This window comes from Salipiger sp. H15 (genome assembly GCF_040409955.1).
Taxonomy (GTDB): Bacteria; Pseudomonadota; Alphaproteobacteria; order Rhodobacterales; family Rhodobacteraceae; genus Salipiger.
Window position 1 is genome coordinate 453,446 of the sequence record NZ_CP123384.1, and the last position, 16,269, is coordinate 469,714.

A 16,269-nucleotide genomic window follows, 5' to 3' on the forward strand; every position below is an offset into this window, starting at 1 on the left:
ATGGGAGCCTACATTCTCCGCAGACTGCTGCTCATCATCCCCACGCTGCTGGGGATCATGGTCATCAACTTCGCGCTGGTGCAGTTCGTGCCCGGCGGTCCGATCGAGCAGATCATCGCCCAGATCGAGGGCCAGGGCGACGTCTTCGGCGGCTTCTCGGGCGGGGGCGGCAACGCCCCCGGCGCGGGCATGAACGAGGTCGGCGCCGGCATGGGCGGCGGCGGCAACGAGAAATACGTCGGTGCCCGCGGCCTTCCGCCCGAGTTCATCGCCAGCCTCGAGAAGGAGTTCGGCTTCGACAAGCCGCCGCTCGAGCGTTTCCTCGGGATGATGTGGAACTACATGCGGCTCGACTTCGGCGAGAGCTACTTCCGCTCGATCTCGGTGATCGACCTCGTGCTGGAAAAGATGCCTGTGTCGATCTCGCTCGGCCTCTGGTCGACGATCATCGCCTACATCGTCTCGATCCCGCTTGGCATCCGCAAGGCGGTGAAGGACGGATCGTCCTTCGACACCTGGACCTCGGGCGTGATCATCGTGGCCTATGCCATCCCCGGCTTCCTCTTCGCCATCCTGCTGCTGGTGCTCTTCGCCGGCGGCTCGTTCTGGCAGATCTTCCCGCTGCGCGGCCTCACCTCGGACAACTGGGTGACGCTCAGCTGGCCCGCGCGCATCGCCGACTACTTCTGGCACATCGCGCTGCCGGTGATCGCCTCGACGATCTCGGCCTTTGCCACGCTGACGCTGCTGACCAAGAACTCCTTCCTCGACGAGATCAAGAAGCACTACGTGATGACCGCCCGCGCCAAGGGCCTGACCGAGAGCAAGGTTCTCTATGGCCACGTCTTCCGAAACGCCATGCTGATCGTCATCGCCGGCTTCCCGGCGGTGTTCATCGGCGTCTTCTTCTCGGGGAGCCTGATCATCGAGACCATCTTCTCGCTCGACGGGCTCGGTCGGCTCGGCTTCGAGGCGGCGGTGGCCCGCGACTACCCGGTGATCTTCGGCACGCTGTTCATCTTCGGCCTCATCGGCCTCGTCGTCGGGATCATCTCGGACATGATGTACGTGGTCGTCGATCCGCGCATCGACTTCGAGAAGCGGGAGGGCTGAGATGAGCTACGAGCCCGATCCCCGCATCGCCGAATCCGCGCCGCTCCGGCCGCAGCCCGAGCCCGGCATTCCGGTCGAGATCCAGCCCCGGCCCGGCCGGTTCGAGCTGTCGCCGCTGAACCAGCGGCGCTGGCGCAACTTCAAGCGCAACCGCCGCGCCTTCTGGTCGCTGTGGCTCTTTCTGCTGCTCTTCGGACTGTCGCTGTTCGCCGAGTTCCTCGCCAACGACAAGCCGATCCTCGTCAGCTACCGGGGCGAGCTGAAGATGCCAATCTTCAACTTCTACCCCGAGACCGCCTTTGGCGGCGATTTCCGCACCGAGGCCGCCTACCGCGACCCCGAGGTGCAGTGCCTCATCCGCACCGGCGGCATCGAGACCTGTTTCGACGACCCCGAGGGGATCATGGAGACGGTCGAGGCCGGCGGTGCGCCCGAGGGCGATTTCGTCAAGGGCTGGATGATCTGGCCGCCGATCCCCTACAGCTTCAACACCCCCGTCGACCGCCCCGGCGCCGCGCCCCTGCCCCCGAACGGGCAGAACCTCTTGGGCACCGACGACACCAAGCGCGACGTGCTGGCGCGGGTGATCTACGGCTTCCGCCTGTCGATCCTCTTCACGCTGGTGGTCACCGTGGTCTCGTCGCTGGTCGGCGTCCTCGCGGGGGCGCTGCAGGGCTTCTTCGGCGGCTGGCTCGACCTCATATTCCAGCGGCTGATCGAGATATGGTCGGCGACGCCCTCGCTTTACGTCATCATCATCCTCTTCGCGATCCTGGGACGAAGTTTCTGGCTGCTGGTGTTCCTGACGGTGCTCTTCGGCTGGACGGCGCTGGTCGGCGTGGTGCGGGCCGAGTTCCTGCGCGCGCGCAACCTCGAATACGTGCGCGCGGCCAAGGCGCTGGGGGTCAGCAACTGGACCATCATGTTCCGCCACATGCTGCCCAACGCCATGGTGGCGACGCTGACCATGCTGCCCTTCATCGTCACGGGCACGATCAGCACGCTTGCCGGGCTCGACTTCCTCGGCTTCGGCCTGCCCTCCTCGGCGCCGTCGCTGGGTGAGCTGACGCTGCAGGCCAAGCAGAACCTGCAGGCGCCGTGGCTGGCCTTCACCGCCTTCACCGTCTTTGCCCTGATGCTCTCGCTGCTGGTCTTCATCTTCGAAGGCGTGCGGGATGCCTTCGACCCCAGAAAGACCTTCGCATGAGCGCCAACATCCTCGAGGTCCGCGACCTGAAGGTCAGCTTCACGCAGGACGGCAAGCGCAGCCTTGCGGTCAAGGGCGTCAGCTTCGACATCCCGCGCGGCGAGACCGTGGCGCTGGTGGGCGAATCCGGGTCGGGCAAGTCGGTCACCGCGCTTTCGACCGTTTCGCTGCTCGGCGACGCGGCCCATGTCGAGGGCTCGGTGCGCTACAACGGCGACGAGATGATCGGCGCGGATCTCAAGCGGCTGCGCAAGGTGCGCGGCAATGACATCAGCTTCATCTTCCAGGAGCCGATGACCTCGCTGAACCCGCTGCACACGCTGGAAAAGCAGCTTGGCGAAAGCCTTGCCCTGCACCAGGGGCTGACCGGCGAGAAGGCCCGGGCGCGCATCCTCGACCTTCTCAACAAGGTCGGCATCCGCGACCCCGAAAGCCGGCTGTCCGCCTATCCGCACCAGCTTTCCGGTGGGCAGCGGCAGCGGGTGATGATCGCCATGGCGCTGGCCAACGGGCCGGACCTGCTGATCGCCGATGAGCCCACCACGGCGCTCGACGTCACGATCCAGGCGCAGATCCTCGAGCTGCTGGCCGAGCTCAAGCAGTCCGAGCAGATGAGCCTCTTGTTCATCACCCACGACCTCAACATCGTGCGCAAGTTCGCCGACCGGGTCTGCGTGATGAAGGACGGCGAGATCGTCGAGCGCGGCGCCACCGCCGAACTCTTCGCCAACCCGCAGCACCCCTATACGCGCAAGCTCATCTCGGCCGAGAGCACCGGCACCCCCCGCCCGGTCGCGCCGGGTGCGAAGGAGGTGGCGCGGGCCGACAACCTCAAGATCTGGTTCCCGATCCAGAAGGGTTTCCTGAAGAAGGCCGTCGGCTACGTGAAGGCGGTCAACGACGCGTCCTTCTCGGTGCGCGCGGGCGAGACCGTCGGCATCGTCGGCGAGTCCGGCTCGGGCAAGACCACGCTGGCGCTGGCGATCATGCGGCTGATCCAGTCGCAGGGCGGCATCACCTTCGAGGGGCGCGACATCCGCAACCTCTCGACCCGCCAGCTGCGGCGCCTGCGCTCGGAGATGCAGATCGTCTTCCAGGATCCGTTCGGCTCGCTCAGCCCGCGCATGACCTGCGAGCAGATCATCGCCGAGGGTCTCGGCGTACACGGCTCCCCGGACGGGCGCCCGGCGCGAGAGGTCGTGGCCGAGATCATGACCGAGGTCGGGCTCAACCCCGCCACCATGCACCGCTACCCGCACGAGTTCTCCGGCGGCCAGCGCCAGCGCATCGCCATCGCCCGCGCCATGGTGCTGCGCCCGAAGCTGGTGGTGCTGGACGAGCCGACCTCGGCGCTCGACATGACCGTGCAGGTGCAGATCGTGGAATTGCTGCGCGAGCTGCAGCGCAAGTACGACCTTGCCTACCTCTTCATCAGCCACGATTTGAAGGTGGTGCGCGCGATGAGCCACAAGGTCATCGTGATGAAGCAGGGCGACGTGGTCGAGATGGGCGACGCCGCCGAGATCTTCACCGCGCCCAAGTCCGACTACACGCAGAAGCTCTTCGCCGCGGCCTTCGAGCTGGCGGGCTGATCCCTGCTCAGGGCCCGGGGCGGCAGCCCCGGGACCGGCTCAGATCGCCGAGCTGTGCCCGGCCTTCGACAGATCGTAAGCATCGAAGCTGCGCGCCACCATGCGCGTCAGCGGCCGTGCGGCGGGCGGGATGAAGAGCCCGTCCCCGGTGATCTCCATCAGCCCGTCGAAGCGCGCATTGGCCGCGCGGTACATGGCCGAAAGCTCCGCCTCGGTCGCGCCATGCTCGCGCACCAGCTCCTCCGCGCGGATGCGGAAGTCGCACATCAGCATCTCGATCATCCGCGAGCGCAGCTTGTCCTCGCCCCGGAAGGTGTGGCCGCGCGCGGTCGAGAACCGCCCCCCGCGGATCGCCGCCACATGCGCCGAGGTGCCCGGCGCGTTCTGCGCGAAGCCCTGCGGGAAGCGCGAGATCGACGAGGCCCCGACCCCGATCAGCACCTCGGAGGTGTCGTCGGTATAGCCCTGGAAGTTGCGCCGCAGCCGGCCCTGTTTCTGCGCTACGGCCAGACCGTCGGCGGGCACGGCGAAATGGTCGATGCCGATCTCGGCATAGCCGTCCCAGGTGAAGAGCTGCCGCGCGGTCTCGAAGAGGTCGAGCCGCTCGTCCGGGGTCGGCAGCGCGTCCGAGGGGATCATCTGCTGGCGCTTGGCCATCCAGGGCACGTGGGCATAGCCGTAGAGCGCCACCCGGTCCGGCGAAAGCGCCAGCAGCTTCTGCACGGACTCGGTGATCTTCGCCCCCGACTGGTGCGGCAGGCCGTAGAGGATGTCGGCGTTGAGGCTGGCGACGCCGCGCTCGCGGATCATGTCGATCGCCGCGCGGGTGACGTCGTAGCCCTGCTCGCGGCCGATGGTCTTCTGGATCTCGGGGTCGAAGTCCTGCACCCCGATCGAGGCGCGGTTCATCCCGCCCGCGGCCAGCACGTCGAGCCGCGCGCCGTCGATCTCGTTGGGGTCGATCTCGACCGAGAACTCGGCCCCCTCGGCGAAGCCCGCCACCTCGGCGACCTTGTCGATCAGCGCGCGCATGAGGTCCGGCGACAGCAGCGTCGGGGTGCCCCCGCCCCAGTGCAGGCGCGACAGCTTGACCCCGCGCGGCAGGTGCCGCTTCAGCAGGTCGAGCTCGGCCTTCAGCGTCTCGACATAGCTCTCCACCGGGCCCAGCGTGGCGGTGCCCTGCGTGCGGCAGGCGCAGAACCAGCAGAGCCTGCGACAGAAAGGCACGTGCAGGTAGAGCGAGACCGTGCCATTTTCCGGGACGGCCTCGATCCACTCCGCGAAGTCCCCCGGGGTGACATCGCCGGAGAAATGCGGGGCCGTAGGATAACTCGTGTAACGAGGCACCTTTGCGTCGAAGAGGCCGAGTCGGGAGAGTTGTGTTCGCGTAATCATGCGCGTACGCTTACGAAAAATTTCCGCGGCGCGACTTTGACGCAGATCAAGATTTGGACATGGAATGCTGAACGAAAAGAGCCTCGCGGTATCGCAGAATTGCAACGAATGTCCGATCCGTCACCGCGCCGTCTGCGCCCGCTGCGAGTCGGATGAGCTCGAGCGGCTGGAAGAGATCAAGTATTACCGCAGGTTCGAGGCCGGGCAGACGGTGATCTGGTCCGGCGACCGGATGGATTTCGTCGGCTCGGTCGTCTCGGGCATCGCCACGCTGACCCAGACCATGGAAGACGGGCGCACGCAGATGGTCGGCCTGCTGCTGCCGTCGGATTTCGTCGGCCGTCCGGGGCGCGCCTCGGCCGCCTATGACGTCGTGGCGACCACCGATCTGGTGATGTGCTGCTTCCGCAAGGCCCCCTTCGAAGAGATGATGATCCGCACGCCGCACATCGCGCAGCGGCTGCTCGAGATGACGCTGGACGAGCTCGACGCCGCCCGCGAATGGATGCTGGTGCTCGGCCGCAAGACCGCGCGCGAGAAGATCGCCTCGCTGCTGTCGATCATCGCCCGCCGCGATGCCTCGATCAACCAGCGCGACGTGAGCGACCGGCTCACCTTCGACCTGCCGCTGACCCGCGAGGCGATGGCCGACTACCTCGGGCTGACGCTCGAGACGGTGAGCCGCCAGGTCTCGGCGCTGCGCAAGGACGGGGTGATCGAGCTCGAGGGCAAGCGCCACGTGACGATCCCCGACATGGGCCGCCTGCTGGAAGAGGCGGGCGACGATGCGGACGGCGGCGTCTTCGCCTGACCGCCCGCACCGCTGATCAGGCTTCGAACACCGGCTCGAAACCGCCGTAGATCATCCGCTTGCCGTCGAAGGGCATGTCCATCGTCGCCTTCCAGCGCTCGTCGGTGTCGAAGGAGGCACCGCAGCGGTCGGCGCTTGCCTTGTCGGGAAAGATGATCCAGCTGAACACCACCGCCTCGCCCGCCTCGCGCTTCACCGCCATGGGAAAGGAGGTCAGCTTGCCCTCGGGCACGTCGGCCTCCCAGCACTCGTGGATCGACAAGGCCCCGTATTCCTTGAACAAGTCCCATGTCTTGCGGGAAGCTTCGACATAGGCTGCCTTGTTTTCCTGCGGTACGGGCGTCAGAAATCCCCAAACATACGTCATGAGACATCTCCCTGTTGCTCTTCCCGAGCATAGGCGCATAATTGGGTTGATATCAACATGAATGAGCGAACATGTCCGAGACCCTGGCCCCCGACCTGCCCTACGAGACGACGCTGGAAGTGCGCGACCGCTGCCTGTGCTTCCGCGCCCAACGCGCCGCGCGGGCACTTGGCCGCCGTTTCGACATCGCGCTGAAGCCGGTCGGGCTGACCAACGGGCAGTTCTCGATCCTGATGTCGCTGAACCGCCCCGAGCCGCCGCGCATCTCCGATCTTGCGCCCTTCCTCGCCATGGACCGCACCACGCTGACGGCCGCGCTGAAGGTGCTCGAGCGGCGCGGGCTGGTCGAGACCGCGGCGGACGAGGAGGACAAGCGCGGCAAGCTGTTGCGCCTGTCCCCGCGGGGACACGAGATCCTGCACGCCGCCATGCCGATCTGGCGGCGCGAGCATGACACGGTCGACGACGCGCTTGGCGGGATGGACCTCGCGCAGCTGCGCGCGGCCCTGGTGAAGCTCGGCGAGCTCTGAGGGCTCAGAACTTCCAGCGCACCCCGAACAGGGTCGAGGAGGCGTCCTTGTAGCTGCCGCCGTCCTCGTCGAAGCTGTATTCGGAAAAGGCGAGATAGGCCTCGAGGTTGATGTCCTCGAAATACTGCACGGCCTGGAGACCCCAGGATTCCGAGTCCGACCCGTCGCTGTGGAAATCGTTGCCCGAGTAGTAATCGGCCGAGAAGGCGGTGTAGCCGACCGGCATCAGGTCGCCGATCCAGCCCAGCTTGATGTAGCCGTAGCTGCCGCCGCCATCCTCGCCGCCGCCGGCGATCGTGCCGTTGAGCCCGGTCGGCGTGTGCAGGATCGAGAAGGAGGCGGCGTACATCTCGTCGGTGCCGCCGTCGCCGTCCTTCCAGCCGTAGCCGGCCCCGGCCGCCATGTCGAAGACGCCGTAGGTGTGCTTGTAGTAGGCGCCGATGTCGTAATACTCGGCGTCGTCGTCCTTCTTCAGGATTTCCTCGCCATAGGCGATGGCGAAGCTGAAGCCGCTGAAGTCCGGGGAGTCGTAGCGGATGCGGTTGCGGCGGCCGCCGTCGAAGTCGCCCAGCACCTGCGACCAGCTGATGTCCGAGCGGTTGCCGTCGCTGTCGCGCAGGGAATAGCCGCCGATCAGGTCAGGCCTGTTGACGTAGCCCGCGATGGCGGTCTTGCTCAGATCGGTCTGCGCCGAGCCGTCCGAGGCCATGGAGCCCTGCCCCAGCGACACCGCGCCGAAGGCGCCGGACATGATCATCTCGAACTTGCGCAGGTCGGTGCGCTCCCAGTCCCAGACCTGGTCGCCGCTCTGGTCGAGATCGGCGGTGGACGGCACGCCCAGCGCCGTCTCGACCTTGAAGCGCAGGTTCAGCCCGTTCGACAGCTCCTGGTCGAGATCGAAGCCGAGCCGGGTGTTCGAGTTGTTGTTGTCGGCGGCCTCGTCATAGCTTTTCTCGCCGTCGTCGAAATGCAGGTAGCTCGGGCTGAACTGGCCGTAGAAGGTCACCGAGCCTCCGGAGGCGTTGCTGTAGGTGAAGGGATTGTCCTCCTGTGCAAGGACCGCGCCCGCGCCGAGGCAGGCGGAGACGGCGGCGAGGCCGGGAAGGACGCGTCGGGAAATGGCCATGGCTGAAAGACCTCTGGAAGAGGGAGGGGGAAAGGGCTCGAACCGGGAAAAATGCGACCGCGCAAGGGGCAAATATGCCTCCATGCTGCGAGCCTCGGGGGGCGCGTTCAAGTCGCCGTGATGGGCGGTGAGCCGATGGGCCATGCCTCGCTCAAAACGCGGGTGGCCTGCGCTGGAATCGTCCTAAGGATGTAAGCGGAAGGCGGGCCCGCAGGCCCGCCCCGGGCGGCATCGCCGCCTTGCCGGTTCCTCGGCAGAGACCCCTTCTCCTGGGTCTCAATGCGCGAGAAAGACCGGAACCTCTGCCAATTCCAGCATGTTGCGCGTCGCGCCCCCGAGGATCGCCTCGCGGAAGCGGGAATGGCCGTAAGCGCCCATGACGATCATGTCGGCATTCACGTCCTGCACGTGTCGGTTCAGGATGTCGGAGATGCGCGGCATGGTCTTGGTGAGCACGTCGATCTCGGCGTGGATGCCGTGGCGCGACAGGTACTGCGACAGCATCCCGCCCGGGTCCGAGCGGTTCGGGCCGTGCTGCGGCGGGTCGATCACCACCACGTGCACCGTGTCGGCATCCTTGAGGATCGGCATGGCGGCGCGGACCGAGCGCAGCGCCTCGGCGCTTTCGTTCCAGGCCAGCACCACGCGCCTGGGCTTGCTCGACGGGTCGGAGGCGCGGGGCACCACCAGCACCGGGGCCTGACCCTCGAAGAGCGCGCCCTCGACCACCGGCTCGAGCTCGACGCCGCGGTCGGGTCCGTAGGGCTTGGGCAGCACCACCATGTCGGCGAAGCGCGCGCGCCCGGCGACATGGCGGCCGATGTCGGCCAGCTGGGCGACGCCCTCCTCGACCGACCAGCGCAGGTCGAAGCGATTGATCCGCGTCTTGGCGGCGGCGGCGAGCGCGCTGGCGTCCTTCGAGGCGCGGTCGAGCGTTTCCTGCAGGATGATCGCGTCCGCCCCGGCGTAATAATAGCCGGTCTGGGTGCGGTCGACGCCGAAGGCGAGAACGTCGAGATGGGCGTCCCAGCAAGCGGCAACGGCGGCGGCATGGTCGATGGTCGAGTCGAGGAAGCCCTCGTCCGTCACAACCGTGAGTAATGATTTGTAGCCCATAGCAATCTCCATGGTATTGTCCGGGGGCCGGACACCGGCACTTTATGCCCGAAGGGCAACCCTTAGAATGACTTAACGCAAGACTTCGGAGCCAAAGCCTTGATTCAGATCAAGGCTGCGCGGGGGCATTCATTTCACAACCCCGTCAGTCAGAACCGCTCGCGCGGTCAACGAATCGTGCGAGTCAGACGAAGGGACGAACGATGTTGAATTATATCAAGCTCATCGTGCTGGGGGTTGTCGCGCTCTTCGCGCTGATTGCCGCCAACTACGCACGAGACGTGGCTTACATGGTCAATGCGCTGACCATCTTCCTCATCGCGGCGGGTCTGTTCCTGTGGACCCTCCGCCATACCGACGAGCCTGTGCCTGCGAAGGTGCGCGAACTGAGCTACATGGACGATGTAGTGCGCGCCGGTGTCATTGCAACCGCCTTCTGGGGCGTCGTCGGCTTCGCGGTGGGCGTGTTCATCGCCACCCAGCTCGCCTTCCCGGCGCTCAACTTCGAATGGGCGCAGGGCTATGCGAACTTCGGCCGCCTGCGGCCGCTGCACACCTCGGCGGTGATCTTCGCCTTCGGTGGCAACGCGCTGATCTGCACATCGTTCTACGTCGTCCAGCGCACCTCGGCGACCCGCCTCTGGGGCGGCAACCTCGCCTGGTGGGTGTTCTGGGGCTACCAGCTCTTCATCGTCCTCGCCGCCACCGGCTACCTGCTGGGCGCCACCCAGTCCAAGGAATACGCCGAGCCGGAATGGTACGTCGACTGGCTGCTGACCGTCGTCTGGGTCGCCTACCTGCTGGTCTTCGTCGGCACGATCATCAAGCGCAAGGAACCCCACATCTACGTGGCCAACTGGTTCTACCTGAGCTTCATCATCACCGTCGCGATGCTGCACGTCGTCAACAACCTCAGCATCCCCGTCTCGATCTGGGGCTCGAAGTCGGTGCAGGTCTTCTCGGGCGTGCAGGACGCGATGACGCAGTGGTGGTACGGCCACAACGCCGTGGGCTTCTTCCTGACCGCCGGTTTCCTCGGGATGATGTATTACTTCGTGCCCAAGCAGGCCGAGCGCCCGGTGTTCAGCTACAAGCTGTCGATCGTGCACTTCTGGGCGCTGATCTTCCTCTACATCTGGGCCGGTCCGCACCACCTGCACTACACCGCCCTGCCCGACTGGGCCTCGACCCTCGGCATGGTGTTCTCGATCATCCTCTGGATGCCCAGCTGGGGCGGCATGATCAACGGCCTGATGACGCTCTCGGGCGCCTGGGACAAGCTGCGCACCGATCCCATCATGCGGATGCTGGTGATCTCGATCGGCTTCTACGGCATGTCGACCTTCGAGGGCCCGATGATGTCGATCCGTGCGGTCAACTCGCTGTCGCACTACACCGACTGGACCATCGGCCACGTGCACTCGGGCGCGCTCGGCTGGAACGGCATGATCACCTTCGGCGCGCTCTACTTCCTGACGCCGAAACTGTGGAACCGCGAGCGGCTCTACAGCCTGAGCCTCGTCTCCTGGCACTTCTGGCTCGCCACCATCGGCATCGTGCTCTACGCGGCCTCGATGTGGGTGACCGGCATCATGGAAGGTCTGATGTGGCGCGAGGTCGATGCCAACGGCTTCCTCGTCAACAGCTTCGCCGACACCGTCTCGGCCAAGTTCCCGATGTACGTGGTGCGCGCGCTTGGCGGCCTGCTCTACATCTCCGGTGCGATTATCATGTGCTACAACCTGTGGATGACCGTAAAGCGGGCCCCGGCCATCGAGGCCGAGGCTGCCACGGCGCATGCCACTCCGGCCGAATAAGGAGGGCCGAAGATGAGCATCCTGGACAAACACGGTATCCTTGAAAAGAACGTCACCCTGCTGGCCCTCTTCGCCTTCCTCGTGGTGACCATCGGCGGGCTGGTGCAGATCGTGCCGCTCTTCTACCTCGAGAACACGATCGAGGACGTCGAGGGCATGCGCCCCTACACCCCGCTCGAGCTTGCCGGGCGCGACATCTACATCCGCGAGGGCTGCTACGTCTGCCACAGCCAGATGATCCGCCCGATGCGCGACGAGGTCGAACGCTACGGCCACTACAGCCTCGCGGCTGAATCGCAGTACGACCACCCGTTCCAGTGGGGCTCGAAGCGGACGGGGCCCGACCTTGCCCGCGTCGGCGGCCGCTACTCGGACGAGTGGCACGTCGATCACCTGACCAACCCGCAGTCGGTGGTGCCTGAATCGGTGATGCCGAAGTACGGGTTCCTCTCGGCCAAGCTGATCGACGGCGAGCACATGGAGGATCTGCTCTCGACCCACCGCATGGTCGGCGTGCCCTACACCGACGAGATGATCGAGAACGCCGGCAACGACTTCCGCGTGCAGGCCAACCCCGATGCCGACTCCGACGGGCTGATCGAGCGCTACGGCGAGAAGGTCAGCGTGCGCAACTTCGACGGCGAGCCCGGCATCTCGGAGATGGATGCGCTGGTGGCCTACCTGCAGATGCTCGGCACGCTGGTCGATTTCTCGACCTTCACGCCCGACGCGAGCCGGTAAGGAGGGACGAGATGGACACCTATTCCGACCTGCGCCACTTCGCGGACAGCTGGGGCCTGCTGGTGATGTTCCTGTTCTTCGTGGGCATGATCGCCTGGATCTTCCGCCCCGGCGCAAGGGGCAGCCACGACGACGCCGCTAGCATCCCGCTCCGCAACGAAACCGCCCCGGCCGCGCCTTCCGCGCCCGAGAAACCCGCCCAGAATTGAGGAGGCGAGGATCATGAGCGACAAGAAAGACACCAAGAGAGACGATCTCGACTACGAGACCACGGGCCATTCCTGGGACGGGATCGAGGAGTACAACAAGCCCCTGCCGCGCTGGTGGCTGATGGTCTTCTACGCGACCATCATCTGGGGTGTGGGCTACACCATCGCCTACCCCGCCTGGCCGGGCGTGCGCTCGGCCACCGCGGGCCTGCTCGGCTGGTCCACCCGCGGCGCCGTCGCCGAGGAGATCTCGGCGCAGGAAGCCCGGCTCGCCCCGATGAACGAGAAGCTCGCCTCGGTCGAGCTGACCTCGATCGCCAGCGATGCCGAGCTGAGCGGCTACGCGCAGAACGCCGGGGCCGCGGTCTTCCGCACCTGGTGCGCGCAGTGCCACGGCTCGGGCGCGGCGGGGGCCAAGGGCTATCCCAACCTGCTCGACGACGACTGGCTCTGGGGCGGCTCGATCGAGGACATCCACACCACGATCACCCACGGCATCCGCAACGAGGATGACCCCGAGGCGCGCTTCTCGCAGATGCCGGCCTTCGGCCGCGACGGGCTGCTCGAGCGCGGCCAGATCGACGCGGTGGCCAATTACGTGATGACGCTCTCGGGCGAGACGCCGAACGACGCCGCTCTGGTCAGCGAGGGCGCCACGGTCTTCGCCGACAACTGCGCCGCCTGCCATGCCGAGGACGGCACCGGCGACCGGATGCAGGGCGCGCCGAACCTGACCGACGCGATCTGGCTCTACGGCGGCGACTACGCGACGATCCGCGAGACCGTCCAGAACGCCCGCTACGGCGTCATGCCGAACTGGAACACGCGTCTTTCGGAAGCGGAGATTCGCGCCGTGGCGACCTACGTCCACGGGCTCGGCGGCGGCGAGGCCTCGCAGTAAGCCCTCAGAAATACCTCCGGGCTTCGCGGCCCGGAGGCCAGGCGCCGGTGCCCCATCCTGTTCGCGCGTTTCCAGGGGTGCCGGCGTTTCCCTTTTTCGCGCAAGGTCTACGCCTTTCGGTCCCCCGATCGGCAAGATCCTGGCATCTCAGCCTTCGCAATGGGCCCCCGGACTCATTCTTGCCTTGGCACGCTGCCACTTTCCGTTGATCATCGCTGCAATTCCCTGGCGACGCGTGTCGTATGCCCGGGGCGCCGCTTGCGCTTCGGAACATGCAGCCTGCGTCGGGCGCGCGGGCAGAGGGTCGTTTGACCCAAGGCCTGTCCGGGTCGCGGTCATGAAAGTTTTTGCATATATTCCAAGCATTTCCTTCCTCCTAATTCGCTTATTTTTACCCTGCCAGTATTGACCCATGGTGATATTCCAGCCAGTCAGGAAGAATTCTGACATGTAAGATTGATTGACATAATGAATTGGACCTCTCTCCCCCCATTGCCCGCGCTGCGCGCCTTCGCCGCCTATGCCGAGACCGGCTCGGTGCAGAAGGCGGGTGCCGCTCTCAACGTCAGCCACGCCGCGATCAGCCAGCAGATTCGCAACCTCGAGTCACATATCGGGATCAGCCTGCTCGACCGCTCGCGGCGGTCGATGGCGCTGACCGAGGAGGGTGCGCGCCTCGCGCAGGCGCTCAGCGAAGGCTTCGGGCGCATCGCGCAGGAACTCGAGGCGCTGACCGGCGCCGAGGCCGATCGGCCGCTGACGATCACCACCACGCCCAGCTTCGCCGCCTCCTGGCTCATGCCCCGGCTGGCGCGGTTCCGCGAGGCGCATCCCGAGATCAGCCTGATGATCGACCCCTCGGCCCGGCTCGCCCCGCTCGAGCCCGGCGGCGTCGATGTCGCGCTGCGCTTCGGCTCGGGCCGCTGGCCGGGGCTCGAGGCCGAACTGCTGGTGGAATCGCCCATCGCACTGGTGGGCTCGCCGCGGCTCGTCGGCGACCGGGACTACGCCGATCCCGCCGACCTGCGCGACTTCCACTGGCTGCAGGAGCTCGGCACCAACGAGGCGACCGAATGGTTCGCGCAGTTCGGCATCGACCACGACGCGCGCCACGGGGTCAGCTCGCTGCCCGGCAACCTCATGCTCGAGGCGGCGCGGCAGGGCCATGGCATCGCCATCACCGCCCGGGTCTTCGCCGAGGACGACATCGCCGCCGGCCGGCTGCGACTTCTGTTCGAGGATACGCGCCAGAAGGGCTATTATCTGGTCACACGGCCCGGCGTCATGCGCCCGCCGCTCCGGCTCTTCGCCACCTGGCTGCGACGTGAGGCCGCAAAAGCTAAGTGAAGGATATGCTTATTGATGCATGTCAAAGTTCCCGAGGCGCCGCCGCGTCAGAAGGAGCATCACAGGCAGATTCGAACCGGAGTACTTGCGGTGTCCGAGACCCAACCAGGCGCACCCTCCCTCTACGCGGCGCGCGAGCCGATCTTCCCCCGCCGCGTGCGCGGGCATTTCCGCAATCTCAAATGGGTCCTGATGCTCGTCCTGCTGGGCATCTACTACATCACGCCGTGGATCCGCTGGGACCGCGGACCGCAGCTGCCCGACCAGGCCGTGCTGGTGGATCTCGCCAACCGGCGGTTCTTCTTCTTCTTCATCGAGATCTGGCCGCACGAATTCTACTTCGTCGCCGGGCTGCTGATCATGGCGGGGCTCGGGCTCTTCCTCTTCACCTCGGCGCTGGGACGGGTCTGGTGCGGCTATGCCTGCCCGCAGACCGTCTGGACCGATCTCTTCATCCTCGTCGAGCGCTGGATCGAGGGGGACCGCAACGCCCGGCTGCGCCTGCACCGGCAGAAGAAGTGGGACGCGCGCAAGGCCCGGCTGCGGCTGACCAAGTGGGCGGCCTGGCTGCTCATCGCGCTGGCCACCGGCGGCGCCTGGGTCTTCTACTTCACCGACGCCCCCACCCTGCTGGTCGACCTGCTGACCGGCAACGCGCACCCGGTCGCCTACACCACCATCGCCATCCTCACCGCCACAACCTTCGCCTTCGGCGGCTTCGCGCGCGAGCAGATCTGCATCTACGCCTGCCCCTGGCCGCGCATCCAGGCGGCGATGATGGACGAGGACACGCTCACCGTCGGCTACCGCGACTGGCGCGGCGAGCCGCGCGGCAAGCACCGCAAGGCCGAGGGCGCCGAGGCGCTCGGCGACTGCATCGACTGCAACGCCTGCGTCAACGTCTGCCCGATGGGGATCGACATCCGCGACGGCCAGCAGCTGGCCTGCATCACCTGCGCGCTCTGCATCGACGCCTGCGACGACGTGATGGAGAAGATCGGCAAGCCGCGCGGGCTGATCGACTACCTGGCCCTGTCGGACGAGACGCGCGAGCGCGCCGGCCACGCGCCGCGCCAGGTCTGGAAGCACATCTTCCGCCCGCGCGTCCTGCTCTACACCGGGCTCTGGTCGCTGGTCGGGGTCGGCCTGCTGGTCGCGCTGATCCTGCGCCCGTCGATCGAGCTCAGCGTCGCGCCGGTGCGCAACCCGACCTTCGTGGTGCTCTCCGACGGCTCGATCCGCAACACCTACGACGTGCGCCTGCTCAACAAGCACGGCGAGGACCGGCCCTTCCGCCTGTCGCTGTCGGACGATGCCACGCTGCAGATCACGCTCGAGGGCGAGGAGGACACCACCGTTGACGTGCCCGCCAACGAGACGCACCTTCAGAGGGTCTACGTGACCGCGCCCGAGGGCTCGCCCGAGGCGCGGGCCGACCGCACCGAGTTCCACATCTGGGTCGAGGACCTCACCACCGGGGACCGCGCCTCGAAGGCAACCATCTTCAACGGACGGACCAACTGATGACCGAAGCACAGGATAGCGGGCGCAAGCTCACCGGCTGGCACGTGCTGGCGATCTTCGGCGGTGCCTTCGGGGTGATCATCGCGGTGAACATCGCGCTCGCCTGGAACGCCATCGCCACCTTCCCCGGGCTCGAGGTGGCGAACTCCTACGTCGCCAGCCAGAGCTTCGACACCCGCCGCGCCGAGCAGGAGGCGCTCGGCTGGACCGCCCATGCCGAGCCGCGCGAGGATGCCGTGGTGCTGCGCTTCACCGGGGCCGACGGTCTGCCGGTGAAACCCGCCGAGCTCTCCGCCAGACTCGGCCGCTCGACCCATGTGAAGGACGACCACGAGCCCGAGTTCTTCTGGGACGGAACCCAGTTCGTCGCCGCCGACGATCTTGCGCCGGGGCACTGGAACGTCTGGGTGCAGGCCCATGCCGAGGATGGCACGCTCTTCGAGCAGCGCCTGGAATTCTTCATCAAGGAATAG

At 66.5% G+C, this 16,269-nt stretch carries 16 protein-coding genes; 12 read left to right on the forward strand and 4 right to left on the reverse strand.

Features of this window, described 5'->3' with window-relative positions; all coding sequences use genetic code 11:
• From PVT71_RS02235 to PVT71_RS02245, 3 genes are read left to right on the forward strand one after another with little or no spacing between them, the layout of a single operon-like run.
• Complete coding sequence (locus PVT71_RS02235) at nt 1-1,113, forward strand: microcin C ABC transporter permease YejB (protein ID WP_353472871.1); 1,113 nt, start codon at nt 1-3, stop codon at nt 1,111-1,113.
• A 1-nt stretch (nt 1,114) separates the two neighbouring features.
• Complete coding sequence (locus PVT71_RS02240; protein WP_353472872.1) at nt 1,115-2,320, forward strand: ABC transporter permease; 1,206 nt, start codon at nt 1,115-1,117, stop codon at nt 2,318-2,320.
• Nucleotides 2,317-3,912 (forward strand): ABC transporter ATP-binding protein, encoded by a 1,596-nt coding sequence (locus tag PVT71_RS02245; RefSeq protein WP_353472873.1) that lies wholly within the window; start codon nt 2,317-2,319, stop codon nt 3,910-3,912. The genes PVT71_RS02240 and PVT71_RS02245 overlap by 4 nt, the downstream gene beginning before the upstream one ends.
• A gap of 39 nt (nt 3,913-3,951) precedes the next feature.
• Here PVT71_RS02245 and hemN read toward each other — a convergent pair whose 3' ends face one another.
• A complete protein-coding gene (hemN, locus tag PVT71_RS02250; protein ID WP_353472874.1) occupies nt 3,952-5,307 on the reverse strand; it encodes an oxygen-independent coproporphyrinogen III oxidase in 1,356 nt (451 codons plus the stop codon).
• Nucleotides 5,308-5,371: 64 nt separating this feature from the next.
• On the opposite strand from hemN, the gene fnrL reads away from it, so the two are divergent.
• The gene (gene fnrL / locus PVT71_RS02255; protein WP_353472875.1) at nt 5,372-6,118 is read left to right on the forward strand and encodes a transcriptional regulator FnrL; all 747 of its coding nucleotides are present in this window, start codon (nt 5,372-5,374) and stop codon (nt 6,116-6,118) included.
• A 16-nt stretch (nt 6,119-6,134) separates the two neighbouring features.
• On the opposite strand, the gene PVT71_RS02260 is transcribed toward fnrL, so the two are convergent.
• Nucleotides 6,135-6,485 carry a DUF1428 domain-containing protein gene (locus PVT71_RS02260; protein WP_353472876.1) on the reverse strand — a complete coding sequence of 117 codons (351 nt, stop codon included), beginning with the start codon at nt 6,483-6,485 and terminating at the stop codon, nt 6,135-6,137.
• Between the two features lie 71 nt (nt 6,486-6,556).
• On the opposite strand from PVT71_RS02260, the gene PVT71_RS02265 reads away from it, so the two are divergent.
• Entirely contained in the window at nt 6,557-7,015 is a 459-nt protein-coding gene (locus PVT71_RS02265) for a MarR family transcriptional regulator (protein WP_353472877.1), read from the forward strand.
• A 4-nt stretch (nt 7,016-7,019) separates the two neighbouring features.
• Here the strand turns inward: PVT71_RS02265 and PVT71_RS02270 are convergent, their stop codons facing one another.
• A complete protein-coding gene (locus tag PVT71_RS02270) occupies nt 7,020-8,141 on the reverse strand; it encodes a porin (RefSeq protein ID WP_353472878.1) in 1,122 nt (373 codons plus the stop codon).
• Nucleotides 8,142-8,417: 276 nt separating this feature from the next.
• Nucleotides 8,418-9,257 (reverse strand): universal stress protein, encoded by an 840-nt coding sequence (locus PVT71_RS02275; RefSeq protein WP_353473825.1) that lies wholly within the window; start codon nt 9,255-9,257, stop codon nt 8,418-8,420.
• A gap of 203 nt (nt 9,258-9,460) precedes the next feature.
• Here PVT71_RS02275 and ccoN point away from each other — a divergent pair, with 203 nt between their 5' ends.
• From ccoN to PVT71_RS02310, 7 genes are all read left to right on the forward strand, one after another.
• Nucleotides 9,461-11,074 carry a cytochrome-c oxidase, cbb3-type subunit I gene (gene ccoN / locus PVT71_RS02280; protein WP_353472879.1) on the forward strand — a complete coding sequence of 538 codons (1,614 nt, stop codon included), beginning with the start codon at nt 9,461-9,463 and terminating at the stop codon, nt 11,072-11,074.
• A gap of 12 nt (nt 11,075-11,086) precedes the next feature.
• Nucleotides 11,087-11,815 (forward strand): cytochrome-c oxidase, cbb3-type subunit II, encoded by a 729-nt coding sequence (ccoO, locus tag PVT71_RS02285; protein ID WP_353472880.1) that lies wholly within the window; start codon nt 11,087-11,089, stop codon nt 11,813-11,815.
• Nucleotides 11,816-11,826: 11 nt separating this feature from the next.
• Complete coding sequence (locus PVT71_RS02290; RefSeq protein ID WP_353472881.1) at nt 11,827-12,024, forward strand: cbb3-type cytochrome c oxidase subunit 3; 198 nt, start codon at nt 11,827-11,829, stop codon at nt 12,022-12,024.
• Between the two features lie 13 nt (nt 12,025-12,037).
• Nucleotides 12,038-12,925 carry a cytochrome-c oxidase, cbb3-type subunit III gene (gene ccoP, locus PVT71_RS02295; RefSeq protein ID WP_353472882.1) on the forward strand — a complete coding sequence of 296 codons (888 nt, stop codon included), beginning with the start codon at nt 12,038-12,040 and terminating at the stop codon, nt 12,923-12,925.
• Nucleotides 12,926-13,393: 468 nt separating this feature from the next.
• Entirely contained in the window at nt 13,394-14,272 is an 879-nt protein-coding gene (locus PVT71_RS02300) for a LysR family transcriptional regulator (RefSeq protein WP_353472883.1), read from the forward strand.
• A 90-nt stretch (nt 14,273-14,362) separates the two neighbouring features.
• Nucleotides 14,363-15,796, forward strand: coding sequence for a cytochrome c oxidase accessory protein CcoG (ccoG, locus tag PVT71_RS02305; RefSeq protein WP_353472884.1), 1,434 nt, complete (start codon nt 14,363-14,365; stop codon nt 15,794-15,796).
• Complete coding sequence (locus tag PVT71_RS02310) at nt 15,796-16,269, forward strand: FixH family protein (protein ID WP_353472885.1); 474 nt, start codon at nt 15,796-15,798, stop codon at nt 16,267-16,269. The genes ccoG and PVT71_RS02310 overlap by 1 nt, the downstream gene beginning before the upstream one ends.